The sequence below is a fragment of the Variovorax sp. GW821-FHT09B05 genome (assembly GCF_059418265.1).
This window is the reverse complement of record NZ_JBWKPN010000009.1, coordinates 310235-336498: the sequence shown is the minus strand read 5'-3', so window position 1 is coordinate 336498 and position 26264 is coordinate 310235. Positions and strand designations below refer to the sequence as shown.

At 68.9% G+C, this 26264-nt stretch carries 26 protein-coding genes; 8 read left to right on the top strand and 18 right to left on the bottom strand.

The annotated features are described in order from the left end of the window. Position 1 precedes the first annotated feature (1 nt). The 16 genes from AC07RM_RS24285 to AC07RM_RS24210 form a co-directional block, all read right to left on the bottom strand. On the bottom strand, positions 2-769 hold the full coding sequence (locus AC07RM_RS24285; RefSeq protein ID WP_495336198.1) for an enoyl-CoA hydratase/isomerase family protein: 768 nt from the start codon (positions 767-769) through the stop codon (positions 2-4). 32 nt (positions 770-801) lie between these two features. Continuing rightward, the gene (locus AC07RM_RS24280; protein ID WP_495336197.1) at positions 802-1944 is read right to left on the bottom strand and encodes a carbohydrate ABC transporter substrate-binding protein; all 1143 of its coding nucleotides are present in this window, start codon (positions 1942-1944) and stop codon (positions 802-804) included. After that, complete coding sequence (locus tag AC07RM_RS24275; RefSeq protein ID WP_495336196.1) at positions 1941-3146, bottom strand: CaiB/BaiF CoA transferase family protein; 1206 nt, start codon at positions 3144-3146, stop codon at positions 1941-1943. The genes AC07RM_RS24280 and AC07RM_RS24275 overlap by 4 nt, the downstream gene beginning before the upstream one ends. A gap of 32 nt (positions 3147-3178) precedes the next feature. Further along, positions 3179-4360 carry an ABC transporter ATP-binding protein gene (locus AC07RM_RS24270; RefSeq protein ID WP_495336195.1) on the bottom strand — a complete coding sequence of 394 codons (1182 nt, stop codon included), beginning with the start codon at positions 4358-4360 and terminating at the stop codon, positions 3179-3181. Between the two features lie 29 nt (positions 4361-4389). Then, positions 4390-5220 (bottom strand): carbohydrate ABC transporter permease, encoded by an 831-nt coding sequence (locus AC07RM_RS24265; RefSeq protein ID WP_256222662.1) that lies wholly within the window; start codon positions 5218-5220, stop codon positions 4390-4392. Further along, positions 5220-6170: a carbohydrate ABC transporter permease gene (locus tag AC07RM_RS24260; protein WP_093345691.1), complete on the bottom strand. Its 951-nt coding sequence runs from the start codon at positions 6168-6170 to the stop codon at positions 5220-5222. Before AC07RM_RS24260 ends, AC07RM_RS24265 begins: the two co-directional genes overlap by 1 nt. 22 nt (positions 6171-6192) lie before the next feature. Beyond that, positions 6193-7449 (bottom strand): ABC transporter substrate-binding protein, encoded by a 1257-nt coding sequence (locus AC07RM_RS24255; protein WP_495336194.1) that lies wholly within the window; start codon positions 7447-7449, stop codon positions 6193-6195. A 204-nt stretch (positions 7450-7653) separates the two neighbouring features. After that, entirely contained in the window at positions 7654-8415 is a 762-nt protein-coding gene (locus AC07RM_RS24250; protein ID WP_495336193.1) for an SDR family NAD(P)-dependent oxidoreductase, read from the bottom strand. Between the two features lie 42 nt (positions 8416-8457). Continuing rightward, entirely contained in the window at positions 8458-9519 is a 1062-nt protein-coding gene (locus AC07RM_RS24245; protein WP_495336192.1) for a LacI family DNA-binding transcriptional regulator, read from the bottom strand. Between the two features lie 69 nt (positions 9520-9588). Next, positions 9589-10761, bottom strand: a complete 1173-nt coding sequence (locus AC07RM_RS24240) for an aldose 1-epimerase family protein (protein ID WP_495336191.1) — start codon at positions 10759-10761, stop codon at positions 9589-9591. Next, positions 10758-11669: a sugar phosphate isomerase/epimerase family protein gene (locus tag AC07RM_RS24235; protein WP_398493603.1), complete on the bottom strand. Its 912-nt coding sequence runs from the start codon at positions 11667-11669 to the stop codon at positions 10758-10760. Before AC07RM_RS24235 ends, AC07RM_RS24240 begins: the two co-directional genes overlap by 4 nt. Positions 11670-11718: 49 nt before the next feature. Beyond that, complete coding sequence (locus AC07RM_RS24230) at positions 11719-12846, bottom strand: Gfo/Idh/MocA family protein (RefSeq protein WP_495336190.1); 1128 nt, start codon at positions 12844-12846, stop codon at positions 11719-11721. 136 nt (positions 12847-12982) lie between these two features. Further along, entirely contained in the window at positions 12983-13627 is a 645-nt protein-coding gene (locus tag AC07RM_RS24225; RefSeq protein WP_495336189.1) for a glutathione S-transferase family protein, read from the bottom strand. A 9-nt stretch (positions 13628-13636) separates the two neighbouring features. After that, positions 13637-15451, bottom strand: coding sequence for a 2Fe-2S iron-sulfur cluster-binding protein (locus AC07RM_RS24220; protein WP_495336188.1), 1815 nt, complete (start codon positions 15449-15451; stop codon positions 13637-13639). Next, complete coding sequence (locus AC07RM_RS24215) at positions 15444-16127, bottom strand: Rieske 2Fe-2S domain-containing protein (protein ID WP_495336187.1); 684 nt, start codon at positions 16125-16127, stop codon at positions 15444-15446. The genes AC07RM_RS24220 and AC07RM_RS24215 overlap by 8 nt, the downstream gene beginning before the upstream one ends. A gap of 9 nt (positions 16128-16136) precedes the next feature. Further along, positions 16137-17210 carry a BMP family ABC transporter substrate-binding protein gene (locus tag AC07RM_RS24210; protein ID WP_495336186.1) on the bottom strand — a complete coding sequence of 358 codons (1074 nt, stop codon included), beginning with the start codon at positions 17208-17210 and terminating at the stop codon, positions 16137-16139. Between the two features lie 93 nt (positions 17211-17303). Between AC07RM_RS24210 and AC07RM_RS24205 the strand changes: the two genes are divergently transcribed. Next, a complete protein-coding gene (locus AC07RM_RS24205) occupies positions 17304-17987 on the top strand; it encodes a GntR family transcriptional regulator (RefSeq protein ID WP_093345670.1) in 684 nt (227 codons plus the stop codon). Positions 17988-18011: 24 nt separating this feature from the next. Here AC07RM_RS24205 and AC07RM_RS24200 read toward each other — a convergent pair whose 3' ends face one another. After that, complete coding sequence (locus AC07RM_RS24200; RefSeq protein ID WP_495336185.1) at positions 18012-18221, bottom strand: hypothetical protein; 210 nt, start codon at positions 18219-18221, stop codon at positions 18012-18014. Between the two features lie 492 nt (positions 18222-18713). Further along, positions 18714-19409 carry a GntR family transcriptional regulator gene (locus AC07RM_RS24195; protein WP_208513552.1) on the bottom strand — a complete coding sequence of 232 codons (696 nt, stop codon included), beginning with the start codon at positions 19407-19409 and terminating at the stop codon, positions 18714-18716. 142 nt (positions 19410-19551) lie between these two features. Here AC07RM_RS24195 and AC07RM_RS24190 point away from each other — a divergent pair, with 142 nt between their 5' ends. From AC07RM_RS24190 to AC07RM_RS24160, 7 genes are all read left to right on the top strand, one after another. Continuing rightward, positions 19552-20853, top strand: a complete 1302-nt coding sequence (locus AC07RM_RS24190; protein WP_495336184.1) for an ABC transporter substrate-binding protein — start codon at positions 19552-19554, stop codon at positions 20851-20853. A gap of 30 nt (positions 20854-20883) precedes the next feature. Further along, positions 20884-21738, top strand: coding sequence for a carbohydrate ABC transporter permease (locus tag AC07RM_RS24185; protein WP_208513550.1), 855 nt, complete (start codon positions 20884-20886; stop codon positions 21736-21738). Next, complete coding sequence (locus tag AC07RM_RS24180) at positions 21738-22586, top strand: carbohydrate ABC transporter permease (protein WP_296783404.1); 849 nt, start codon at positions 21738-21740, stop codon at positions 22584-22586. Before AC07RM_RS24185 ends, AC07RM_RS24180 begins: the two co-directional genes overlap by 1 nt. 5 nt (positions 22587-22591) lie before the next feature. Beyond that, positions 22592-23560 (top strand): aldo/keto reductase, encoded by a 969-nt coding sequence (locus AC07RM_RS24175; protein WP_495336183.1) that lies wholly within the window; start codon positions 22592-22594, stop codon positions 23558-23560. A gap of 36 nt (positions 23561-23596) precedes the next feature. Beyond that, positions 23597-24331 (top strand): ribonuclease activity regulator RraA, encoded by a 735-nt coding sequence (locus AC07RM_RS24170; RefSeq protein ID WP_495319504.1) that lies wholly within the window; start codon positions 23597-23599, stop codon positions 24329-24331. Between the two features lie 7 nt (positions 24332-24338). Next, complete coding sequence (locus AC07RM_RS24165; protein WP_495336182.1) at positions 24339-25430, top strand: ABC transporter ATP-binding protein; 1092 nt, start codon at positions 24339-24341, stop codon at positions 25428-25430. Positions 25431-25603: 173 nt separating this feature from the next. Further along, positions 25604-25960 carry a hypothetical protein gene (locus AC07RM_RS24160; RefSeq protein ID WP_495336181.1) on the top strand — a complete coding sequence of 119 codons (357 nt, stop codon included), beginning with the start codon at positions 25604-25606 and terminating at the stop codon, positions 25958-25960. Positions 25961-26264: the final 304 nt, after the last annotated feature.

The following is a 26264-nucleotide window of genomic DNA, read 5'->3' as shown; positions in this document are numbered from 1 at the left end:
CTCAGCGCCCCTCGAACACGGCCGGACGGCGCGCCTTGAAGGCCGCGCGGCCTTCCTTCGCGTCCTCGGTCGCGAAGCACACGGTCTGCAGGTCGCGTTCGTACTGGATCGCGGTCTCCAGCGGCATCGCATAGGCGGCGCGCAGGTTGGCCTTGGCGGTCTCGACCGCGATCGGCGGGCGGCTCGCGATGGTGGCGGCAATGGCCTGCGCGCGCGCCAGCAGCTCGGTGGCCGGCACCAGCTCGCTCACCAGGCCCCACTGCAGCGCCTGCTGCGCGCTGACGGGATCGCCGCCCATCAGCATCAGCGCGGTGTTCGAGGCGCCGATGCTGTGCGCAAGCATGTACGACATGCCGCCGCCGCCGATCCAGCCGAGCTTGACCTCGGGCGCGCCGAAGCGTGCATGCTCGGCCGCGATGCGGATGTCGCAGGACATGGCGGTCTCGAGGCCGCCGCCGAGCGCATAGCCGTTGATGGCGCAGACCACGGGCTTGCGCAGCGCGCGGATCGCGTCGCAGTAGTCGGGCCGGTTGCGGAAGGTCCAGGGCGTGTCGTAGCCGTCGAGCTCGGCAATGTCGCTGCCGGCGCAGAAGGCCTTCTCGCCGGCGCCCGTGATGACGACGGCGCGCACGTCGGCGCGCGCGTTGCAGTCCTTCACATGGGCGACCAGCGCATCGGCCATCTCGGGCGTGACGGCGTTGAGCTTCTCGGGACGGTTGAGGATCAGGGTCGCGACCCGGTCGCGGACCTCGAAGAGGATGTGGTTCATGGCGGATGTGGACTGAAGAAGGGAAGACGGGCTCAGACTTCGCTGCCCGCGGGCCGGTGGGCTTCGTAGAGCGTTTGCAGCCGCTCGAGCGCGGCCCTGGCCGCGAGCCGGTCGGCGAGCATCTCGCGCACCAGCGCCGAGGCCGCGGTCTGGAACGGGATGTAGCCCGGATGGCGCGGCCGCACGATCGCGGCCTCGAGCGTGGCCTGGGTCTGCGCGAAGAAGCCGTTCCAGGCGCCGTTGACGCGCGCATGGCTCCAGGCGCTGCGCGCGCTCGGCTGGCCGTCGGCGAAGGGAATGAAATCTTCCTGCATCGCCGGGCTCATCAGCGCGACGAGGTGGGCGCGCAGCGCATCGCCGACCGCCGCGCGCCGGCTCACCGCGAGGCCGGTGCCGCCGAGCGTCGAGCCGAGGCCGTGCGAACCGGCGGGCACGTCGGCGAAGTGCAACGGCTGCGTGCCGGCGCCGGCCACCGCGTAGTTGACGTAACCGTAGACCAGCGGGCAGTACACGGCTTGCGCATCGCGCGACATCGCATCGAGGATGCCGATCGGGTTGAGCCCGGCCCAGCCGCGAAAGGCCAGCGCATGCAGTTCCGACAGCAGCTCCCAGGCCGTGGTGGCGCCCTGCCCCGTGAACAGTCGGCCGGGCTCGCTGCCCGTGGGCGCGTCGCCGTGCGCGGCCGCCATGCTGAACAGCGAGAGCGCCGCATGCGGGCCGGCCAGCGACAGGCACACCGGCTGGCGCGCGGCCAGCGCGAGCACCTCGGCCCAGCTGCGCGGCAGCGGGCCCTCGAGCCGATCGGCGCGCGCCACCGCCACCTGCGTGGCGGCATCGAGCGGCAGCGCCCAGTGCACGCCGGCATAGCGGTAGCTGTCGAACGAGCGGCCGATGCTCTGCGCGCGCCAGCGCGCGAGGTCGTCGGCGGCGAACAGCGATTCGAGCGGCTGCAGGCAGTCGCCGGCCACCGCGTCGCCGATGTGCGGATGGTCGAGCACGATCAGGTCGTAGCGTTCGGCCAGGTCCTCGATCGGATGCGACTCGAAGCCCTCGAGCGGCTGGCGCTCCCAGTGCAGGTCGAGGCCCTCGGCGCGCGCGCGCTCGGCCGCGCGCTCGAGCGCGACGTAGCCGCGCGGATGGTCCCAGGTCAGGCCCTTGATCGGCGCGCCGCTCACAGCGTCTCTTCCCCGATCACCTTGGCCGCGAGCAGGCCGTCGATGCGCTCGGTGCTCCAGCCCAGCTCGCCGAGGATCTCGCGCGTGTGCTGGCCCGCCAGCGGCGCGCCGCGGCGCACGCTCGAGGGCGTGCGCGTGAACTTGATCGGGAAGCCCGGCGTCTTCACCTTGCCCTCGGTCGGATGCTCGTACTCGACGAAGGTGCCGTTGTGGACGATCTGCGGATCGTTCATGACGTCGGCATAGCCGTACACCGGGCCGGCCCAGATGTCGGCCGCGCGGAACACCGCAAGCCAGTCGGCGGTGCTGCGGTGACGCAGCTTCTCGCGCGTGATCGAGAAGATCTCGTCGCGCCGCGCGAAGGTGTCGCGCTCGTCGTCGAAGTCGGCCAGCACCGGCGCGCCGATGGCCTGCGCCAGCGCCGCCATCTTCGGGAAGGCCAGCGCGAGGAAACCGTCCTGCGTGGCGAACACGCCGTAGGGCGCGCGGATGTAGACGTGGGCATGGGGCTCGGCCGTGCGCTCCTGCGGCTTGCCGGCCACGCTGAACACCGACAGCTCCTGCATCTGCAGCGCGACGATCGCATCGAGCATGTTGACCTGCACCAGCTGGCCCTCGCCGCTGCGCTCGCGGTGCAGCAGCGCGGCGATCACGGCCTCGAAGGCGGTCGAGGCCGTGATGGCGTCGACCAGGTACTGGCCCGCGGGCGACGGCGGCTCGCCGGCGCGGCCGGTGGAGAGCATGGCACCGCTCATCGCCTGCAGCAGCAGGTCCTGCCCGGGCCAGAGCTTGTAGGGACCGTCCTCGCCGTAGCCCGACATCGAGACGTAGACCAGCCGCGGGTTGATCTTCGACAGCGTGGCGTAGTCCACGCCCAGGCGCTCGGCCACGCCGGGGCGGTAGTTCTGCAGGAACACGTCGGAGCCGCGCACCAGTTCGTAGAGCGCGTCGCGGCCCTCGTCGCTCTTGAGATCGACCGCGAGGCTGCGCTTGTTGCGGTTGAGCGAGAGGAAGGAGACGTTGATGCGGTTGCCGCGCGCGCCGCCGGCCGAGACATGGCGCTGCCATTCGCCGGCGACCGGCTCGACCTTGATGACGTCGGCGCCCAAGTCGCCCAGGCGCTGGGCCGCGAAGGGGCCGGCCATGGCGATGGAGCAGTCGAGGACGCGGAAGCCCTCGAGGATGGCGGAGGATTTGTTCATGGAGTGTGTTGGCGATGAGGGGTGGGAAGAATTCAGTGCGTGCGCGGCGCGGCGGCGAGGTTGCGGCCCGTGGCGGCGTCGAACAGCACGGCCTGCGTGGCATCGAAGCCGACCGCGACCGGGTCGCCGTTCGCGAGGTCGGTGTAGCCCGGCACCGTGACCATCAGGTCGGCGTTCGCGGCGCCTTCCTCGTCGTGCAGCGTGCGGGCGTCGGTGAGCGCGACCGCCACCAGCGACTCGGCGCCGACATGCTCGACCAGCGCGATGCGCCCGGCCAGGCCCTGGCCGCCGCGCGCCACCGTCAGCGCATTTGGCCGCAGGCCGAGCACCACGGCGGCGCCGGGCGCGGCCAGGCCGCGCAGGTGCGCGGGCAGTGGCATCGAGGCCTCGCCGCCGAGCGCGAGCGCGCTGCCGTCGGCGTTCACCGTGGCCTGCAGCAGGTTCATCGGCGGCGTGCCGATGAAGCGCGCCACGTAGAGGTTGGCGGGCGCCTCGTAGATCTCGCGCGGGCTGCCGAACTGCTGCACCACCCCGTCCTTGAGCAGCGCGATGCGCGTGCCCATGGTCATCGCCTCGACCTGGTCGTGCGTGACGTAGACGAAGGTGCCGCCCACGCGCTGGTGCAGCTTCGAGATCTCGGCGCGCATGGTGGTGCGCAGCTTGGCGTCGAGGTTCGACAGCGGCTCGTCCATCAGGAACACCTGCGGCTCGCGCACCATCGCGCGGCCGAGCGCCACGCGCTGGCGCTGGCCGCCCGAGAGCGTGCGCGGGAACTTGTCGAGCCAGTCGGTCAGCGCCAGCGTGCGCGCGGTGCGCTCCACCAGCTGCGAGACGGCCGGCGAGCGCTCGATGCGCCGCTTGGCCATGCCGCCGAGCAGCGGGATGTGGAACCACCAGCGGTGCTGCCGCATGATCAGCGGAAACGCGATGTTGCGCCGCACCGTCATGTGCGGATAGAGCGCATAGGACTGGAACACGAAGGCGATGTCGCGTTCGGTCGGCGGCAGCTCGTCGACGCGGCGCTCGTTGATGTGGATCTCGCCGCCGCTGATGCTCTCGAGCCCGGCGAGCATGCGCAGCAGGGTCGACTTGCCGCAACCGGAGGGGCCGAGCAGCACGAGGAATTCGCCGTCGGGCACGTCGATCGACACGCCCTTGACGACATGCTTGTCGGCGAAGTTCTTGGTGATGTCCTGGAGCTTGATGGAAGCCATGGCTGTGTGTTCCGTTCGATGGTTCGGGGTCAGCCCTTGACGCTGCCGGCCGTCATGCCGGAGACGACGTGGCGCTGCACGATCAGATAGAAGATGACGGCCGGCAGCGTGTACATCACGCCCACCGCCATCACGGCGTCGAGCGGCGTGCTGAGCTCGCCGATGAAGCCGGCCAGGCCGACGGAGGCCGTGTGCAGACGCTCCTCGGTGATCAGCGTCTGCGCGAACACGTACTCGTTCCAGCCATGGAAGAAGGAGATCACCGCGGCCGCGGCCAGCGTGGGCGCGATCAGCGGCACCACCACGCCCAGCACGATGCCGATGCGCGAGCAGCCGTCGACGCGCGCGGCCTCCTCGACCTCGATCGGCACGCCGTCGATGGCGCCCTTGAGGATCCAGGTGATCACCGGCACGGTGAAAGCGGTGTTCGCGAGGATCAGGCCGCTCAGGGTGTTGAGCAGCTGCATCTGCGCGAAGATCGCGTACAGTGGCACCACCAGCATCGCCTCGGGCAGCATCTGGGTCGCGAACAGGCCGAAGCCGATCGCGCCCTTGCCGCCGAAGCGGAAGCGCGACAGCGCATAGGCCGGGAACACCGCCAGCGCGATGCTCAGCACCGTGGTGCCGATCGCGACGCAGGCGCTGTTGAAGAGCCAGCTCGCCACCGGCTTGATGGCGAACACGCTCGCGTACACCGGCAGCTGCCCGAGCGACGGCAGCAGCTGTGGCCGGTCGGCGAACAGCGCCTCGGTCGGCGTCAGCGAGGTCACCAGCATCCAGTAGATGGGGAAGGCCGCTGCGCCCAGCAGCACCAGCACCGCGAGCATGCGCAGCGCCTGTCGGCTCATGGCGGCATGCATCAGCGCTCTCCTTCGCGTTCGGCGCGCGCGGTGTAGCGGAAGTACACCAGCGTCACGGCCAGCGCGATCGCCACGCCCACCATGCCGACGGCCGCGGCCTGGCCCAGGTGGTGGTTGACGAAGGCACGCCGGTAGAGGTCGATCACCAGCGTGTTGGTGGCACCCACCGGCCCGCCCTGCGTGAGCAGCCAGATCAGGTCGAAGCGGCGCAGCGACCAGATGGTGGAGAACAGCGCCAGCAGCGCGACCGAGGGCCGGATGGTGGGCCACACCACCGCCTTGAACACGCTGAGCCGGTCGGCGCCGTCCATCACGGCCGCCTCGCGCAACTCGGAAGGCACGCCCTGCAGCGCCGCCAGCAGCACCACCGAGGCGAACGGGAAGATCTGCCAGATGGTGGTGATCAGCACCGCGGGCATGGCGTGCTGCATGCTGTCGAGCCAGTTCTCGCTGCCCGCGGCGATGCCGAAGAAGCGCAGCGTGTGGCCGAACACGCCGTACTGGGCGTTGTAGATCCAGATGAAGATCAGCGCCACCGCGACCGGCGGCGCGGCCCACGGGATGGTGACGGCGGCGCGCGCGATGCCGCGGCCGCGGAACGGCGCGTCGAGCAGCAGCGCCGAGGCCAGGCCCAGCCCGATCGCCGAGGCCACGCAGGCCACGGTGTAGAGCAGCGTGGTGAAGATCACGCGGTGGAAGTCGGGATCGTTCCAGAGGTCGGCGTAGTTCTGCAGCCCGACCCATTCGCCCTGCGAGGCCGCGAGCAGCGAGGTCGAGGTGAAGCTCAGCACCAGTTCGCGCAACAGCGGATAGCCCTGGAACACGAGCAGGTAGAGCGTAGCCGGCAGCACCAGCGCATAGGGCGCGAGCGGATGGCCGTCGAGGCGCGCGCGGCGGCGCGCACCCTCGCGGCGGGCCACCGCGGCGGCGGAGGACAGCGTGGCGTTCATCGTCACGGGATGTGGTGCGGGTTCAGCGCTTGAGCACGCGGCTCAGCACGGTCTGCTGCGCGTCGTTCATCGCCTTGGCGGGATCGACGCCACCCTGCAGCACCTTGATGACCTGCTCGATCACGATCTGCTGGATCTCGGGCGCCTTGACCTCGAGGCCTTGCGGCAGCGCGGGCACGCTGTTGGCGGTCTGCTGGTCGTAGACCGAGATCCAGGGCCACTTGGCGACCTCCTCGGCCGAGCGCGGCACGGCGATCGCGACGCTCGAGGCGCCGTGGATCAGCTGCAGCTCGCGCTGCGCCTCGGGCGTCAGCATCCATTGCAGGAAGGCACCTGCCGCGGCCTTGTTCTTGCTGTTGGCATTGATGCTGATCGGCGCCAGGATCATGCCCTGCGCCTTGGTGGGGAACGGCGAAGGCGCGGCACCGAACTCGACGCCCTTGGCCTGGGTCGCGAGGTTGGCGGCCACGCCGCCGTTGTCGACCTGCATCGCGATCTTGCCCTCGGCGAACATGCGCCGGTAGGTGGCGGCGTCGGCGCCCTTGGGGATCGCGCCGGCGTCGTAGACCTTCTTGTAGGCCGCCACGCCCTCGATCACCTTGGCGCTGTTGATGGTCGGGTTGCCCTGCTCGTCGGACCAGCGGCCGCCGAAACCGTAGACGTAGTTGCACAGGTCGTACCAGAAGCCGCCGCGCTCGGCCATGGTGGCGCGGTAGGCATAGCCGTAGTTGCCGGCGGCGGTCGCGGCCTTGGCGGCGGCCAGGAACTCGTCGAAGTTCGCGGGCGGCGTGCCCTTGAGCAGCGCCTTGTTGTAGACCATCGCGTAGTTGCTGACCTCGAACACCACGCCGTAGCGCTTGCCGCCGATCTTCATGTACTTGTCGGGGCCGGTGAGCGGGAAGGCGCCGTCGGCGATCACGTCGTCGATGGGCACGAGGCGCTTGGCATCGACCGCGGCATAGAACTCGGGCAGGTCGAAGCGCACGAGGTCGGGGCCGGCATTGCCGCCCATCTGCGTGAAGACGGTGCTCGCGAAGGACGAGAACGGGATCGTGACCGGCTGGATCTCGACCTTGTCCTGGCTCTGGTTGAACTTGCCGATCCAGGCGCGCATCTTCTCGCCGCGGCCGGGCTCGGCGAAGCTCGATGCGGCGAAGGTCACGACCTGCTTGCCGGCGGCCTGCGCCTGGGCGCTGCCCGCGGCGAGCAGCTGCAGGGCCGGAACGATGGCGATCGCGGCGAGGGCCGCGCGGCGGCCGGTGAAAAGGCGTTGCTTCATGTGTGTCTGTCTCCGATGACGGCAGGCCCTGCCGTGGGATTCGAGGCGTCCGGCCGAAGCCGTCGCGCTGCTGTTGGCGAGATTATTAGCGCTAACTGTTAGCGCTAACAAGTACGACTTTAGCGTTGCAGCCCCTGGCTGCGATCACGGGGTTTCCCTAGCTGGTGGTGGAGGCGTGGAGCGGAAAGGCGGGGGCTTCGGCGGCTACTGCATCACCCAGCCGCCATCGACGTTGAGCGTCTGACCGGTGACGAAGCCGCTGCCCTCGGCCGCGAAGAACAGCATCGCGTTCGCAATGTCCTCGGGCGCGCCGCGGCGCTTGACCGACTGGTGCTCGAGCACGAAGCGCTCGTAGCCCTCGGGGTCGGGATGGATCTTCTCGGCATCGGTCGGGAAGGCGCCCGGCGACACCGCGTTGACCGTGATGCCGTGCGGTCCGAGCTCGCGCGCCATCGCGCGCGTCATGCCCAGCAGCGCGCCCTTGGAGGTGACGTAGGGCAGCAGCAGCGGCCAGCCGCCGTACATGGTGATGCTCACGACGTTGACGATGCGGCCGAAGCGTTGCCGCTTCATGTGCGGCAGCGCGGCCTGCACGCAGACCAGCGCCGCGTCGACGTTCACGCCCTGCACGCGGCGATGCTCCTCGATGCTGAACTCCTCGATGCTGCGCGAGGGATAGATGGCGGCGTTGTTGATCAGCACGTCGATGCCGCCCTGGGCCTCGAACAGCGCTGCCAGCTGCGCCGCGAGCGCGCCGAGGTCGGCGAGGTCGCCCTGCACGAAGCGCAGCCGCGCGCGCACCTCGGCGCCCTCGCCCTCCCCGGCCGTGACCAGGCGCTCGCCCTTGGCCGGATCGATGTCCAGCGCCAGCACCTGCGCGCCCGCGCGCGCGAAAGCCCAGCAGATGCTGGTGCCGAGTCCGCCGGCGGCGCCGGTCACCAGCACCTTCTTGCCTGTCATGTCCATGGTCGTGTCGTGTCTTTTGAAGTCGTGTGGGGAAAGAAGGGATCAGGGCAGGTTCTCGCGCACCGCGATGCCGGCGCGCACCGGCTCCACGCCCGCGAGCGCATCGCGCCCCGCGCGCAGGTTGGCGAAGATGCGCACGCAGTTCATCACCTCGGTCTGCGGGTTCTGGTTGATGGCCGCGTCGAGCGTGCCGTCGATCAGCATGGCGCGGGTGTCGGGCGTGATCTCGTGGCCGATGAAGACCACCTTGCGGTCGAGGCCCGCCTCCTTGAGCGCGCGGCCGATGCCTTCGGAGGCGCCGCCGATGTTGTAGAGGGCCACCAGGTCGGCATGCTGGCGCAGCAGCGTGCGCGCCTGGCGGTAGTTCTGCGCCACGTCGTCGTGGCCCTCGCGCAGGCCCACCACGCGCAGCCCCGGGAACTGCTCGGCCAGCACCTGCAGGAAGCCGACCTCGCGCTCCTCGTGGCCGCGGTAGCTGAGGCTGCCCGCGATCAGGCCGACCTTGCCCGACTTGCGGTCGAGCATGCGGCCCATGAGATAGCCCGCGGTGCGGCCGGCCGCATGGTTGTCGATGCCCACATAGGCAGCGCGCCGCGAGCCCGGCAGATCCGACAGCAGCGTGAGCAGGTGCACGCCCTGATCGGCCAGCGTGGCGACAGCCTCGCGCACGGCCGGATGCTCGAGCGGCACGAAGGCGATGCCGTCGCATTGCCGGCCATGGCGCAGCAGCCGCGCCGCGAGCACCTCGGCATCGAAGCCCTCAATCTCGACACGGCGGCAGCGCACGTTGAAGGGCTCGAGCTGCTTCTCGACGATGCCGACGTAGTCGCCGAGCATGCGGATGAACTGGTTGGTGCCGGCCGGCAGCAGGAAGATCAGCTCCATCGGCCTGGGGCGCAGCACCTGGCGCAGGCTCTCGTCGGGCAGGTAGCCCAGCTGCGCGGCCGCGCGTACCACGCGCTGCACCGTGGCCGAGCGCACGCCCTTGCGCGCATGCAGCGCGCGGTCGGCCGTGGCCTTCGAAACGCCGGCCACGCGCGCGACGTCGGCCAGGCGCGAGCGGCCGGGGGCCTCGGCGGGGGGCGTCGATGTCTTCGTCTTCATGTCGCCGAGTATTCCGCGCAACGAGACGCCCTGCCGCGATGTCCGCACCGGCTCGCCCATCTTCGCGCCTCAGTCCCAGCGGCCGGTGATGACCGGGTACTCGTCGGCGGGCTGCGCGCAGATGGCGCGGACGCGCTCCTCGAAGGCCGCGATCTCGCCGCGCCCGTCGAGCACCGAGAAGCGCGTGGTGTAGCGGCGCTCGTCGCCGTGCTCGAGCCAGATCAGCTCGCCGCGCTCGCGCGCGAAGGGCTTGCCCAGCACGTGGTTGGTGCTCGGCTCGATGCCCATCGCGTACTGGCCGCGCTGGTAGTTCTGCCACTGGAACTGGCACGGAAATTCGTCGCGGTTGACCTCGACCGCGAGGCCGATGCCATGGCCGCCGTCGAAGCCCTCGTTGACCAGCGCGACCGGGATGCGCCCTTGGGCATCGGCCGCCATCGCGTGCTCGTAGACCTGCTCGTGGAAGTCGGCTTGCGGTCCGGGCTGGGTGCGGTAGCCCACCGATTGCTTGCGCAGTGCGTCGGCATGCGCGGCCCACGGCGTGTGGCGGATCGGCGCGATGTAGCGGCTGCCCTCGTCGAGCACCGGATGGCCGGCGTTGATGTGGTAGCAGAACATGTGCGGCGTGCGGTAGAAGCCGTGGTTGACCACGCGGTCGTGCAGCGTGAAGCCGTGCTCGCCCACGCGCGCCTCGATGCGCCGCACCAGGTGCAGGTCCTCGCCGAACACGGCCGACTGCTGCACCACGCCTTCGCACCAGAGGATGCAGTCGTCGCCCTCCCAGCGCTCGCCATAGCCGGTGAGCCGCGCGGGAATGTTCGCGATGCGGCCGTGCAGGCCGCTGTCGACGCTCTTGCGCGGCGTGTAGTGGTAGTGGCCGGCCGGGTCGCTGTCCATGAACAGCGTGTGGTCGAGGCCGCAGGTCACGAGCAGGCCCGAGAAGGAACGCAGCCAGCCGAGGCCGCCCTCGTCGGCGTTCTCGTGCAGCCCCGGATGCCGGAAGCCCGTGGGCGATTGCCAGCCGATGGCCGCGCCTCGGTATTCGCAGGCGCCCACGTCCATCGCGCGGTCGACCAGCACCTGGAACGCGAAGCCGGTGCCGGTGCGGAACTCGAGGCAGCGGATGCCGCGTTCCACGCCGTCGCCCAGCGTCACCAGGCGCACGCCCGCGAACTGCGCGAGCGTGCCCGCGTGTTCGCGCAGTTCGCGCCGGGTCCAGTGGCGGCCGTGGAGCTGGATCACGCGCCAGCCTCCAGCAGCTTGTCGTCGAGGAAGCGCTTGGCGCGCGGCACGTCCGATTCGTCGAGGTGCTCGATGATGATCGGGATGTTCGGATGGTGCTGCGCGAGCCGCTTGAGGTAGAGGTCGTAGTTCAGCGCGCCCAGGCCCGGCGCCGGCAGCTCGATCTCGCCCACGCCGCGGAACTGGTGCGCTTCGGAGGCGTCGATGTCGGCGAACTTCTCGCTCTTGTCGTCGCCCGCGGCGCGCTTCACGTCCTTGGCATGCGCGATGCGGACCTTGTCGCCGAGCGCGTCGAACATCTGGTTGAGCACCTGGTCCATGCGGTCGATGTTGTGGGTCTCGAAGTAGTTCGTCGGGTCCATCAGCAGGCCCAGTCCCGGATGGTTGACGTCGGCGAACAGGCGCAGCGTCTCCTCGACCGAGCCGATGATGTTGTTGACGTAGGTCTCGACCAGGAACACCGCGCCGTGGTCGTGCGCCTCCTGCGCGAGCTCGCGCACCACCTTCACGCAGTCGGCGTAGGCGCGCTCGCTCTTGTTGTCGGGATGCGAGGACCAGTCACTGTCGGGGTTGACTGTGCCAGTCTCGCTGATCACGTAGGGCGTGCCGCAGTCGCGCGCATGGCGCAAGGTGGCCTTGAGGTAGTCGTTGCGGCGCTTGCGCTCGCCGGCGTCGGGGTGGACGATGTTCGTGTAGGCCGACACGCAGCTGATCGGCAGGTCATGGCGGCGGAAGGTGTCGCGCACGCGGTGGCACTTCTCGCGCGTGATGGCCTCGGGCGTGGAGAAGTCGATGTCCTTGAACGCGAGGTCGAGCTGCACGGTGTTGAAGCCCTGCGCCTTGATGCGGCGCGCGGACTCCTCGAGTGCATAGGGGAAGTAGCCGCTGAAGATGCCGACTTGGATCATGGGTTGTCTCCGATGGGTTGTGGGTGGGGATGCGGGGAAAGCGCGCGGCTCAGACGCCGAACTCGGCCAGCGGCACCGCACGCCGCTCTTCGAGCGAGCGGTAGCCGGCCTCGACCAGCGCCATGGTCTTCACGTTGTCGGCGACGTCGAGCAGCGGCGCCTCGCCCTGGGCGAGCGCCCATTGCAGCTGTTCCATCACGCCCGCGAAGGCCTGCGGGAACCAGCGCGTGGACCAGCTCGGTGCGACCCATTCGCCGCCCGTGCCGTGGCGCGAGCTGTAGCGCAGCGTGCTCGGGCTGCCTTCGGGATAGTCGGGCCAGCCGATGGTGCCTTCGGCCACGCCCTCGGTGCCCTCGACGCGCCACTTGATGAAGATGCCGGCATCGAAACCTTCGCCGTGCGGGCCGGTCCAGACGTCCTCCATGCTGAGCGCCATCACGCCGCTGCGAAAGCGCAGGGTCGAGCAGACGATGCCGTCGCTGTGTTCGAAGCCGGTGCGCGGATCGGGCCGCGCGGCGGTGTAGATGTCCTCGGGCTCGCCGAACAGGAAGCGCAGCACGTCGAGGTGATGCACGCTCATGTTGGCCAGCGTGAGGCGGCCGTAGCCGCGCAGGAACTCCTGCCAGTGCGGGATGGCGCGCATCTCGATGGTGGCGAGCACCGGCGTGCCGAGCTCGCCGCGGTCGAGCAACTGCTTGAGCACGCGCATCGACTGGTCGAAGCGCATGTTCTGGTTCACCGACAGCGGCTTGCCGGCCGCGCGCGCCTCCTCGGCCAGCGCGCGCGCCGTGTCGAGATCGAGCGCCAGCGGCTTCTGCGCGAGCACCGCCTTCACGTGCGGCTGCGCGAGCGCGAGGCGGATCAGTTCGGGCTGGCGGTCGGGCGGGAAGGCGATGTCGACGATCTGCACCTGCGGGTCGCGGATCAGCGCTTCGGGCGTGTCGTGCACCGTGGGGATGTTCCAGCGCTCGGCCACGTCGGCCGCCTTGGAACGGGTGCGCGATGCGATCGCCACCACGGGGAAGCCGGCCTCGCGGTAGGCCGCGAGCTGCACGTCCGCCATGATGAAGCCGGCGCCGATGGCACCGATGCGGAAATCGCGGCAGCGGATCGGCGCGTCGGGTTCGAAGCCGCGTGCATCGGCGGCCGGCGCGGCGGTCGCGCTCGTTGGGGTCATGGCTTGTCTCCTGTCCTGGGTCGAATCGAGGCAGTGCTTTGCTGCCTCGCGACCGAGGTTAAGGGACGCGGCGACCCGGACCAATCGACCGGGATGAGGTTTTTTGAGGCGAATCAGCGGGGCGCCCCGCGACGCATCAGGAGGCTTCGGCGTCGATGCCGAGCGCGAAGATGCCGGGCATGCCGATGAAGCCGGGGATCGACTTGACGCGTGCGATCCAGCGTCGCAGCGCGGGATAGCGCGTCAACGCGATGCCGCCCTCGGGCGCGAGCGCGATGTAGGGGAAGCAGGCGATGTCGGCGAGCGTGGGCGTGGCGCCGACCAGCCAGCCCTCGCCCGCGGCCTCGCGGTCGCCCAGGTGGTCTTCGATGTGCGCGAACAGCTTGTGCGCGGCCACGCGGCAGGCCGGTGCGTCGAAGTCGTAGCCGAAGGCATCGTGCAGGCGCGCGGCCGAGGCGCTGCGCGTGATGTCCTCGGCCACCGTGAGCCACAGCATGACCTGGGCGCGGCGCTTCGGATCGGCGGGGAACCAGGTGCCTGTGCTGTCGTGGCCGCTCGCGAGGTAGACGAGGATGGCCTGCGCATCGCGCAGCACGAAGCCGTCGTCGTCGATCACGGGCAACTGGCCGAAGGGATTGAGCGCGAGGAACTCGGCCTGCTTGTGTTCGCGTCCAGGGTGGAAGTTGACCGGCACGCGTTCATGGGCGATGCCGAGCAAGGCCATGAAGAGCCGCAGCTTGTAGCAGTTGCCGGACAGCTGTTCGTTGTAGAGCTTGATCATCGCGCGCCCTCAGAGATCGAGCACCAGCGTCGCCGAGCGCGACCGCGAGACGCAGGGCAGCATCTGCATGTGGGACGCCTTCTCGCCCGCGCTCAGGTACTGGTCGCGGTGGTCGGGCTCACCGTCGATGACGGTGCACAGGCAGGTGCCGCAGACGCCCTGTTCGCAACTGGTGTCGAGGTGGATGTCGATCGCGCGCAGTGCCTCGACGATGGTGGTGTCGCTCGCGACCTGCACGCGGCGGCCGCTGCGCGCGAGTTCGACGGTGAAGGCGGGGCCGGTGGCCTCCACGGGCGTGGCGCGTCGGAAGTATTCGAAGTGCACGCGCTCGGCGGGCCAATGGAGTTCTGCCGCGACGCGCTCGATGCATTGCATCAGCGGCGCGGGGCCGCAGGCGAAGGCATGCGCATCGCCACCGGCTTGCAGTGCCTGCCGTATCCGGTCTTCGGTCTGTTGCGGCGACAGGCCCAGGTGCAGATGCAGGTTCGCGCCCAGCAGTGCCTCGAGCTCGGCACGGTACGCCGCATGCTCGGCCGAACGGCAGAAGTAATGAAGGGCTGGCCGGTTTCCCCTTGCCACGAGATCGCGCGCCATCGCGAGGATCGGCGTGATGCCGATGCCGCCCGCGATCAGCACCGCGTGTTCGATGCGCGGGTCGAGCCGGAAGTTGTTCTTCGGCAGTCCGATCTCGAGCTGCATGCCGGCCTGCACCGACTCGTGCAAGGCGATGGAACCGCCACGCGAATCGGCCTCGCGCTTGACGGCGATCGTGTAGCCCTCGTCGTCCTGGCCGCAGACCGAGTACTGGCGGATCTGGCCGTTCGGCAGGTGCACGTCGAGGTGCGAGCCCGCAGTGGCGCCCGGCAAGGGGCCGCGGTGTGGCGAGCGCAGCCTGAACTCGACGATGTCCTGCGCCAAGGTTCGCTTGGCCGAGACCTCTACGGTGAGCCGCGGCCGCGGCTCGGTGCTCTGCGCCTCGACGCCCCAGCGCAGGTGGATGTCGCGCAGCCAGCGGCGAAAGGTGCTCGAGGCGGCGTCGGCGCGTGAAGGCACCTCGATGCGCGGATCGAGCGGCAGCTTCTTGTGGACGTGGTTCTCGAGGATCGGCTTGTCCTGCCCGAGGATGTTCTGCTGGAAGGCCATGATCTCGCCGCTCGAGCTTTGGGCATCGAACAGGCTGATCGCGAAGTGCGCGATGCAGCGCTCTTCGTCGGTGGGCTGGATGAACAGGAAGATGATGTCGGCGAGCTCGGCCGAACGGCCCGCCGGATGCTTGTAGAGCATCGGCGAGAAAGGGTTGACGACACGGTAGACGTAGTCGACATCCGCCCCGCCCTTCGCGTCCGCGGAGGCCAGCGGCTGGATGAACTTGCAGTCGCGGGCCCAGAGCTCCTGGCGCGCGTCGAGCTCGACCTCGTAGCCGCGCACCTCGGTCGCTTCCTCAGAACCCAAGATGTGGGCGTGGACGAAGGGGAAATGCGCCATGTCGAGGAAGTTCTCCACCACGCGCAGCGGGCCGCTGTGGATGCCGAAGCCGCCCATGTAGAGGAAGCGTCGCGCGGGGTTCGCGAAGGCCGCCAGTTCGAACAGTGGCTTGGGCGCATCGCCGAGGCACAGCAGGATGAAGCCGCAGTGGTCGGCGGCGTGGCAAGGCCTCGCGGGTTCGGCCTCGAACCAGGCCTCGAGCGCGCCGTCGGGCTGGCGGCGCACATGCAGGTCGTGGCCCAGCAGTCGCGCTCGCCGGCTCGTGCCGGGCGCGAGGCCCAGGCTGTCGCCGATGGCGAGCCAGTCGGCCGCGATCGCGGGATCGATGGTGTCAGGCATGTTCGGTCTCCCTCGGGGTGCGGGTCGCGGCCGTCCATTGGGCGATATGGGTCTTGGTGCTTTCGATGGCCCGTTGCTTGTCGAGGCTCGATGCACCCCGCGCGACGAGCAGGTGGACGATCGAGGTGCCGGGCAACAGCGGCTGGATCAGCAGGGCCAACGCACCTTCTTGCCAGACGCAAGTGCTCTGCCCTTGCAACCAGCCCGCGCGTTCGGCCTGCAGCGCGAAGGTGTCGGCATCGAGGTCGACCGTGAAGCTGCGCGACGGCACGAGGCCGTCGCCAAGGCGCGGCGGATAGCCGGCCGGCATGCGTGCGAGGCTGGCCCAGACGATGCCGTAGCTCTCGCGGCTGAGGTAGGTGCGCGCACAGGCGGCCGGCGGGCTCGCGTCCTTCGGCGACGAGGGCACCGACACGCAGTGGCCGTCGCGGCCGTAGCGCCAGCCGTGGTAGCGGCAGATCAGTTCTTCCCCGACGACGAAGCCGAGGCTGAGCCGCACGCTGCGGTGCGGACAGCGGTTCTCCCACACCTCCATCGCGCCCGAGGCCGATCGCCACAGGGCCAGTTCATGGCCGAGCAGCGTGGACTGCAGCACCTGTCCCGGCAGCAGGTTGCGCGAAAACTCCACGGGAAACCAGTCGGCGGAGGTCGCCGCTGTGTCTGCGGTCTGGTTCATGGCCGGGCCTCAGCGCGGGATCGCGCCCTGGATGCCCTCGGCGAACCAGTTCATGCCGGCGACCTCGGCATCGGACAGCGCGGCGCCCGGGGCCGCGCGTTGCTTGCCCGTGTTGTCCTTGAGCGGTCCGGCAAAGACCTTGAGCTTGCCGGCCACGATGTCGGCGCGCGCCTGCTTCGCCATCTGGACCACGTCGGCCGGCACGCCGGGGTTCCAGTCCGCGAGGCTCACCCCGCCGTTGGCCAGGGTCGCGGCATAGGCCGTGCCCTTGAACCTGCCGTCGAGCGTGTCCTGCACGGCCTGGCGCAGGTAGGGCGTCCAGTCGTGCGTGAGCGAGGTCAGCAGCTTCTGCGGTGCGGACTTGCGATGGTCAGAGAACATGCCGATCGACCAGACGCCCTTGGCTTCGGCCGCCTGCAGCACGGCCGGGTTGTCCTGGAAGCCGGAGCCGATCACGTCGGCGGCCTGCTGCATCAGGGTGTTGGCGGCGTCGCGCTCGCTGCCGGGGTTGAACCACTCGTTGACCCACACCACCGAGACCTTGGCGGCCGGGTTGCTCTTCTGCGCGCCGAGCGCAAAGGCATTGATGGTCGAGACCACGTCGGGGATCGGCAGCGCGCCGACGTAGCCGAGCTTGTTCGACTTCGTGACCTTGCCCGCCACCAGTCCGGCCACATAGGCGGCCTCGTACCAGCGCGCGTTGTAGGTGCCGAAGTTGGCGGCCTGCCTGAAGCCGCTGGCGTGGACGAAGTTGACCTTGGGGTTCTCGGCGGCCGCCTTCAGGCCGTCGTTCATGTAGCCGAAGCTGCCGAGCACCATCAGCCCGGCCCCGTTACCGACCAGCTCGCGGATCACGCGCGCGCCGTCGGGGCCGGCCTTCACGTCCTGCACCACCTGGGTCTTGATGCGGTTGCCGAATTCCTTCTCGAGCTGCTTGCGCGCGCTTTCGTGGACGGCCACCCAGCCGACGTCGGAGACGGGGCTTTGATAGACGAAGCCGATCTGCAGCGGCTCGGCCGCGAGTGCGGTGGTGGCGCAGAAGAAGGCCGCGAAGGCTGCGACAGCCGGGCGAAATTCGATCATGGGGCGTTGTCCTCGAGGGTGTGTGGGGAGTCTGAATTCTGAGTCAGTACTCTATATCGGTATACCGATTCAGTCTAATTACAATCCCGGACCATGTCTACCAAGAACGAAGAGATCAGCGACAGCATCCGGGAAGCGGTCGCTGCCCACCGCCTGCTGCCGGGCACGCAGCTGCGCGAAGTGAGCCTGGGCAAGCTCTACGGCGTGAGCCGCACGGTGGTGCGACAGGCGCTGCAGAGCCTGGCGCGCGAGGGGCTGGTGGATCTCACGCCGGGCAAGATCGCCTCGGTGGCCAAGCCCACGCCGAAGGAAGCGCGCGACACCTTCGATCTGCGCTGGGCGATCGAGCGCCACTCACTGGAGAAGCTGTCGCAGGCCCATAGCAAGAAGGACCTGGCGGCGCTGCGCGCGCACGTCAAGCAGGAGCGCGCGGCGCGCGTGGGCAACGACATGGAGGAGGTGCGCCGGCTCGGCGCGGGATTCCACGTGCTGCTCGCGCGGCTCGCGGGCAACGACCTGCTCGCGCAGACGCTCGATCAGTTGGTCGGGCGGATCGCGCTGATCCTGCTGCTCTACCAGCACGAATACGACAAGCACACCGAATGCCTGCAGGACGAGCATGCGCAATTGATCGCCCTGATCGAAAGCGGATCGACCGAGGAAGCACTGGCGCTGCTGCGCAGCCACCTCCACACGGTGGAAGTCAGCCTGGGCGCCGATGCGCCCGATGACGAGGAAGCGGATCCGCATCTGAGCCGGGCCCTGCGTCGGCGCTGAGTTCAGCGCCGGGCCGGCATCGGCTCAGGCGCCAGCCTTGGGCGCGCCAGGGCGCAGCACGCGCGCGACCGACAACCGGATCGCCCGATGCCAGGGCGCGCGGCTTGTGGCGGCCTCTTGCTTGAGAGGGGCGTTCCCGCGCTGGCTCGGCGGTGCTGGCACGGTGTCCGCCCCCGGATCCGGAAAAAACTGTGCGAGCCATTCGCACTCGGCACGTGCCATGAACTTGTCCATGCCTGATCCTCGGCTGTAACACTATTGAAATCATTTTAATAAGAATGATTCTTATTGGCACGGTTTCACACAAGCTTTACGCGGACTCGGGGGCTGGATCGGGCGGCACAAAGAAAAGCGCCCGGCACGAGGCCGGGCGCGAAGCCTAAGTTGCTGTCACACACTAGGCGCCCAGCCGAGGGAGGAACGGCCGGACACAAGGATGTTCGAGCCTGAAACAGTCATCTCACGTCAGACGACACCGACATTTCTATGGGAGGGCGGGCTTTTCGGCATCCCATATGAATAATTCTGAGCAATTCTTCACGATTTTTGCAATGGCCTACACGCGCTGCCTCCCAAAGGCTGACGCGTCTCTTACGGCTTCGCATCGAACATGGCGTCGCTGTCACGCACCAGGGTGCCAAGAAGAGCAAGAAGAACCTCCCTCTGGGCCCGCAAGGGATACACCCGCTTCGGCGGGTGTTTTTTTGCGCGTTTCATTGGTGCGCTTCAGTCCTCGAAGTAGTCCGGGTACCGCGCCGAGATGCCCTCGATGAACCCTTCGATAAGCCGGATGTGCGCCTGCAGCTCCCTCACCAGCAGCTCGGTGTCGGCCGCCACCAGCGCCGCGGCGATGCGCTCATGCTGCTCGGCGGCCTTGATGTTGCTCTGCAGTTCGGGAATCGCCATGCGGCGCACGCGTTCCATGTGCGCGCGCGCCTGGCGCACCGGCTCCCAGGCGCGCGGATGGCCCGACAGGTCGATCAGCCCGCGGTGCAGGTCCTCGTCCTTGTTCAGGCCCTCCTCGATGTCGCCGCGGTCGACGGCCGCGCGCTGGCGCAGCATCAGCCGGTGCAGCGCCTCGCGCTCCTCGAGCGGGGCCTTCACAGCCAGGCGCGCGGCCGCGCATTCGATCGACTCGCGGATGAACAGCGCGTCCATCAGCTCGCGCCGGCTCATCTTCGAGACCACGGTGCCCACCTGCGGCACCACCTTGAGAAAGCCTTCGGCGGCCAGCCGGCGGAACGATTCGCGCACCGGCGTGCGGCTCACCTCGAGCTGGTTCGCCATCTCGATCTCCGAGATCGCGCGGCCCGGCGCCAGCGTGGCATTGACGATGGCGGTGCGCAGCAGTTCGTAGACCTGCTGGCTGGTGCTTTCGCGCGGCGGCATCTTCAGCGCGGGCTTCAGCAAAGGCGCATTCATCTTGTTCGGAAAGTGGGATCGCGGCCGATTATGGGCCGGCCGATCGCGAAAGAACTTGATTTGGCTCAACTGGTATACTAGTATCCCAGAACGCCACGAAGAAGGCGTCATGAGCGACAACCTCGGAAACCGGAGACAAGAAATGAAGCTATCCCTGCGGGCCGCACATCTGCTGCGGGCCATGGTGGCGGGTGCGGGCATGGCCGCGGCCATGTCGGCGCATGCCGATGTCACGATCACCTATTCGGACTGGCAGCTCGCGCAGGACGTCTGGGGCAAGTCGCTCAACGGCGTGATCGACGCCTTCGAGAAGGCCAATCCCGGCATCAAGGTCAAGCGCGAGCCGGTGCCGCTGGCGCAGCGCGACGTGAAGTACAGCACCGCGATCCGCGCGGGCGAAGGCCCCGACGTGTTCGCGCTCGACGCCAACCCGGTGCGCCAGTACATCGCCGAGGGCTGGGTGCGCGACCTCACGCCCTACATCCAGAAGGAAGGCGGCAACTTCCTGGCCGACTTCTATCCGAACTCGCTGCTGCCGGTCACCGTCACCGGCAAGACCTACGGCATCCCGATGAACACCGTCGCGATGACCCTGGTCTACAACAAGAAGCTGTTCGCCGAGGCCGGCGTGGCCGGGCCGCCCAAGACCTGGGACGAGTTCCGCGCCGCCGCGAAGAAGCTCACGCGCTCGTCGACCGGTGGCTCGGCGATCGACCGCTGGGGCTTCTCGGTGGTGCTCGCGCCGGCGGGCTTCGACCTGCGCGTGTCGTCGATCCTGCGCGGCTTCGGCGCCGACTTCATCACGCCCGACGGCCAGCATTCGGCGCTCGACACGCCCGAGGCCAAGGCGGCCTTCAACTTCATCGTCGACCTGATCCTGGTCGACAAGTCGGTGCCGCCCGGAGCCGCGCAGGTCGACGCCAACGGCTCGCGCCGGCTGCTGGCCAACCGCACCGTGGCGATGAAGATCGGCACCACCTGGAGCTACCCCGAGGTCAGCGCGATGAACCCGCAGCTCGACGGCTGGAACGTGCTGGCGATGGCGCCGATGCCGCAGCCGGCCGGCAGCAGCAAGCAGGTGCGTACCACGCTGTTCCAGAAGTCGATCTTCGTTGGCAAGAACAGCAAGCATCCCGAGGAAGCCTGGAAGCTCGCGAAGTACCTGACCGACAGCGCGAGCATGAAGAAATGGTTCGACGACAACAACATGCTGTCGTCGCGCAAGAGCGTGAACGAGGGCTACGACAAGATCGCCAACAGCGAATCGGCGCGCATCGTCGCGGCCGAGATCGCGCACGGCGCCTTCCTGCCGCAGACGCCGAAGTGGCCGCAGGCGCTGGAGATCTTCCGCCAGAACCTGCAGGCCGCGGTGGCGGGCTCGAAGCCGCGCGAGCAGGCGCTGGCCGACGCCCACCAGCAGATCGAAGCGCTGCTCAAGCAGTAAGCCCCCGGCGTTCGAGCGAAGGAACCGACGATGTCCGACGAGTCCCGCGGCGCGGGCTATGCCTTTGTCATGCCCGCCGTGGTGCTGATGGTGGTGATCCTGGGGTTCCCGGCCATCGCCTCGGTGTTCCAGAGCTTCGGCGCCGGCGGCAGCGCGCCGATGGGCCTGGGCGCCTACCGGCGGCTGCTGGGCGATGCCGAGTTCGCGCGCACCCTGTTCAACACCGCGCTGTTCGTCGGCACCGTCGTGAGCCTGCACCTCGTGCTCGGGCTGGGCGTGGCGATGCTGCTCAACCTCGACATGAAGGCGCGCTGGCTGTTCCGCGTCATCGCGATCCTGCCGTGGACCATGCCCGACGTGATCGGCGGGCTGATCTTCCGCTTCATCTTCGACACGCTCACCGGCGGCATCAACGCGGTGATGCAGCGGCTCGACCTGCCCGGCCCGATCGACTGGCTCGGCGATCCCTCGCTGTCGCTGCTGTCGGTGATCGTGGCCGAGACCTGGCGCGGCTATCCCTACGTGATGCTGATCCTGCTGGCCGGCCTGCAGGCGATACCGCGCGACCAGTACGAGGCGGCCGAGATCGACGGCGCCGGCGCCTGGAAGAAGTTCCGCCACATCACGCTGCCCAACCTGCGCACCATGATCCTGCTGGCGGTGGTGCTCGACGCGATCTGGGAATGCCGGCTGTTCGGCATGGTCTACGGCATGACCGGTGGCGGCCCCGGCTACGCCACGCAGAACCTCTCGCTGCAGGTCTACAAGAACTACTTCCAGTTCTTCGACACCGCCTATGCCTCGTCGATCGCGGTCGTGCTCGCCGCCATCCTGATGGTGCTCGCGGTGCCCTACGTGCGGCTCACGCTCAAGGAGGACAAGTGATGCGCACCCACGACGAGAGCGGCGGCGGCTTCGCGCGCTGGCTCGGCCTCTACGCGGCGCTGGCCGCGATGGCGCTCTACAACCTGCTGCCCTTCTTCTGGATGGTGTCGTCGTCGTTCAAGACCGACATCGAGGTCACGAGCTTTCCCGCCACGATCCTGCCGCAGTCCTTCACGGTCGATGCCTATGCGCGCATCTGGGGGCAGGAGGGGCTGGTGCGCTACTTCCTCAACAGCCTGCAGGTCTCGGGCGCCACCGCCCTGCTCTCGGCCACCATCGGCGTGTTCTGCGCCTACGGCTTCTCGCGCTTCCGCTTCCGCGGGCGCGACACCATGATGGTGATGTTCCTCGCGAGCCAGGTGATCCCGGGCGTGCTGCTGGTGGGGCCCTACTTCAAGATGATGTCCTTCGCGGGGCTCTACAACACCCACCTCGGGCTGATCCTCGCGCAGACCACGCTGACGCTGCCGTTCTCGGTCTGGATGCTCAAGGGCTACATCGACAGCGTGCCGCTGGAGATCGACCAGGCCGCCGAGATCGACGGCGCCTCGCGGCTGCAATGCCTGTGGCACTGCATCCTGCCGAACATCCTGCCCGGGCTGGTCGCGACCATGGTGTTCGCCTTCCTGCTGGCCTGGGGCGACCTGCTGTGGGCACTGTGCCTGATCAGCGAACCCAGCAAACAGACGATGACGCTGGGCATCACCAACCTGGTGGGCCAGTTCCGCGTGCTGTGGTCCGACATCATGGCCGCCACCGTCATCGGCTGCGCCATTCCCGCGGGGGCCTATGTGTTCCTGCAGCGCTACCTGGTCAAGAGTTCGGCCGGCTCGGCCGTGAAGGGATGACGCCGATGGACCACTTCACCCTGGGCGCCAGCGGCGTACGGCTCTCACGCATCGTGCTCGGCGGGCACGAGTACCTGCCCGACGGCCGCTCGCGCGCCTTCAACGAGGACCTGCGCCTCGCGGTCACGCCCGGCCACCTGTTCCCGGACTTCGGCGGACCGCTGCGCCGCTCGGTGCTCGAGCGCGCCTACGCGCTGGGCATCGACAGCTTCGACGTGACCATGGATTCGGAGAAGGAGGCGCTGGGCCGCAACCTGCGCGAACTGCCGCCACCCGGAGCGGCCGTGGTGCAGACCCGGCCCGAAGGCATGGTCTACGGCTACGACCCCGGCAACCGCCGGATGGTCGCGCCGGGCCAGCTGCGCGAAGAGGTGCTGCGCATCCTCGCGCTGATGGGCCGCGAGTGCATCGAAATCCTCAATCTCGGCATCCTGAAGGACGCCATCGAGCAGGACCGCGCCTTTCCCGCCAAGCTCGCGCAAGCGGTGCGCGCGCTCCAGCAGGAAGGGCTGATCCGTTGCGCCGCGGCCGACAGCTTCTCGGGCGCGGCCACCTACCTCACGCTGCTCGAGACCGGTGCCTTCGCCTCGCTGAACCTCAACTTCAACCTGGCCGACGACGGTGCCCTCGAGCGCCTGATTCCCGCCGCGCGGGCCATGGGCGTGCGCGTGGTGGTGCGCGAGGTCTTCATGAAGGGCGAGCTGTTCCGCATCGCCGCGGCCGCCGGCATCGACGACCGCGCCGCGGTGGCGCGCGCCGCCATCCGCTGGACGCTGGCGCAGCCCGGCGTCGACGGCCTGATCGTCGGCGCGGGCACGCCCGAACAGCTGTCGGCCAGCGTCGAGGCGGCCGCGCGGCCCGAGCTGTCCGATGCCGACCAGGCGCTGCTGCGCACCCTGCTCGCGCACCCGCAGCTGCAGCAGGCGCGCGAGCGCAACCGCCTCGCCTTCGCGCAGCCGATCGGCAACGCCTGATCCACCGCACAGATCCACTTTTCCAGGCCTTCATCCATGACCACCTCCACGACCCCGACCCTCAGCCCCGAGCGCGCGGCGCAACTGCGCGGCATCAGCATCGCCACCCTGTCGACCGCGCTGTTCAAGCGCGGCCTGCGCAATGCCGTGGTACAGGGCGCGCTGCCGCTGAACCGGCGCGCCGCGCGCATGGTGGGCCTGGCGACCACGCTGCGCTACATCCCGGCGCGCGAGGACCTCGACCACCTGGGCGTGTTCGCCGACCGCGAGAACGCCCAGCGCAAGGTGGTCGAGACCATTCCGCCGGGCCACGTGCTGATGATCGACAGCCGCGGCGACGCCAGCGCGGCCTCGGCCGGCGCCATCCTGATCACGCGCATGCTGCGGCGCGGCGCCGCGGGCGCGGTCACCGACGGCGGCTTTCGCGACACGCCCGAGCTGCGCGAACTCGACTTCCCGGTGTACTGCCGCCAGCCGGCCGCGCCGACCAACCTCACCAAGCACCATGCGATGGACATCGACGTGCCCATCGGCTGCGGCGGCGTGCCGGTCTACCCGGGCGACGTCATCGTGGGCGACGCCGAGGGCGTGATCGTGATCCCGCCGCACCTGGTCGACGAGGTGGCCGAGGAGGCCGCGCAGATGACCGAGTTCGAGGACTACGTCACACGCCAGGTCGACCAGGGCGCTTCCACCTTCGGCCTCTACCCGCCCTCGGACGAGAGCCGCCGCGCCTACGAGGCATGGCGCGCGGTGCAAGCGAAGGCCTGAGCGCGCCATGGCAGCGATCCAGATCGACAAGGTCAGCAAGTCCTTCGGCGACACGGCCGTCATCAAGGAGGTCAGCATCCCGATGGCCGACGGCGAGTTCGTGGTGCTGGTCGGGCCCTCGGGCTGCGGCAAGTCGACCCTGCTGCGCATGATCTCGGGGCTCGAGCGCGTGAGCGCGGGCGAGATCCGGATCGGCGAGCGGCTGGTGAACCACCTGCCGGCCAAGGAGCGCGACATCGCGATGGTGTTCCAGAACTACGCGCTCTACCCCCACATGACGGTGGCCGACAACATGGCCTTCGCGATGAAGATGCGCAACGAGCCCAAGGCCGAGATCGAGCGCCGGCTGGCCAACGCGGCCGCGATCCTCGGGCTCGAGCCGCTGATGCAGCGTTTTCCGAAACAGCTCTCGGGCGGCCAGCGCCAGCGCGTGGCCATGGGCCGTGCCATCGTGCGCGATCCGCAGGTGTTCCTGTTCGACGAGCCGCTGTCGAACCTCGACGCCAAGCTGCGCGTGCAGATGCGCGCCGAGATCAAGGCGCTGCACCGCCGACTCGGCACCACCATGGTCTACGTCACCCACGACCAGATCGAGGCCATGACCATGGCCGACCGCATCGTGGTGATGCGAGACGGCGTGGTCGAGCAGATGGGCGAGGCGCTCGAGCTCTACGACCGGCCGCGCAACGTCTTCGTGGCGGGTTTCATCGGCTCGCCGGCCATGAACTTCGTGCCGGGCCGGGTCGAATCGCCCGACGGCGGCGCGCCGGTGCTGCGCACCCCAGAAGGCCTGGTGCTGGCGCTGCCCGAGGCGGCACGGCGCTGGGCCGGCCAGGACTGCACTTACGGCGTGCGGCCCGAGGACATCGCGCTGGGCGGCGGCGCTCCGGGCGAGGGCTCGGCCGTGGTGCGGTCGATCGAGCCGACCGGCCCCGAGACGCACGTGGTGCTCGGCATCGGCGAGACGCTGCGGTTGAACTGCGTGCTGCGCGAGCGCACCCAGGCCCGGGTCGACGACCGGGTCGGCTTCCTGCCCGACGTGCGCAAGGTCCACCTGTTCGATACGCAAAGCGGCCTGCGGCTGCCGTTCGACGCCTGAATCCGGGCGCCTGACCGCCCTTTTGGGGCTGCCGGCGTTACGGGCGTTACGTTCCCTCGGGAACAAAAGAAACGTGACACGGAACAAAAATGTGTCAAAAAGTGAGGAAAACTGCACAGCCTTGAAGGCAGGTTTCGCCGGCGGCCCTTGTGCCTCCGCTGGGCCTGCCTAGCATGCAGTTAATGATTTTTAACAATTTCATCGCCGAGATCTTTCCGGGTGTGGAGACCGCCCAGATCCGCGTCCATTGGCGCTGGGATGTGCGCCACCACGAGGACGACGAGCACCACGATGGCGGCATGTGGGTGCCGGCCACGGCCGCAGCGCGGCGCGAGGCCCGCATCGTGTGCGAGGTGCAGAACGCGGTCTACGGCGCGGGTTCGCACTGGATCGAGGAGCGCGACCGCCCGGCCTTCGCGCTGGCGCGGCCCCACCTGCGCCGCGCCTTCTCCGCGCGCGAGCTGATGATGTCCAAGTGCTCCCCATTTTCCGTGGGCAACTTTGTGGATAACTCAGGTACTGCGTTGTAAAAGCGATCTAACTCGTTGTTTTCAAAGGGGAAACAACAGTCTGCTTAAAGTTTGTGCGGTGCACAGCTTTGTCCGGCAGCTTCCTGGCGCCATCTTTTCCCTGACCAACGCCCTCCACCGCTGAGGGCGCGAGCGCCGAGCCCCTTCATCCTTTGGTATTCCCTCCGCCCGGTCGCCGTCGGCCCGGGCGCGCCGCGCATGGGCCTTCGCGTGCCCGCCGCCCCCCTCCATCCAGCGTTTTCGCGCCGCCAGCCATCGGCTTGCACCGTTTCGATTCGTCATATAGGATATATCCTGCATCCAA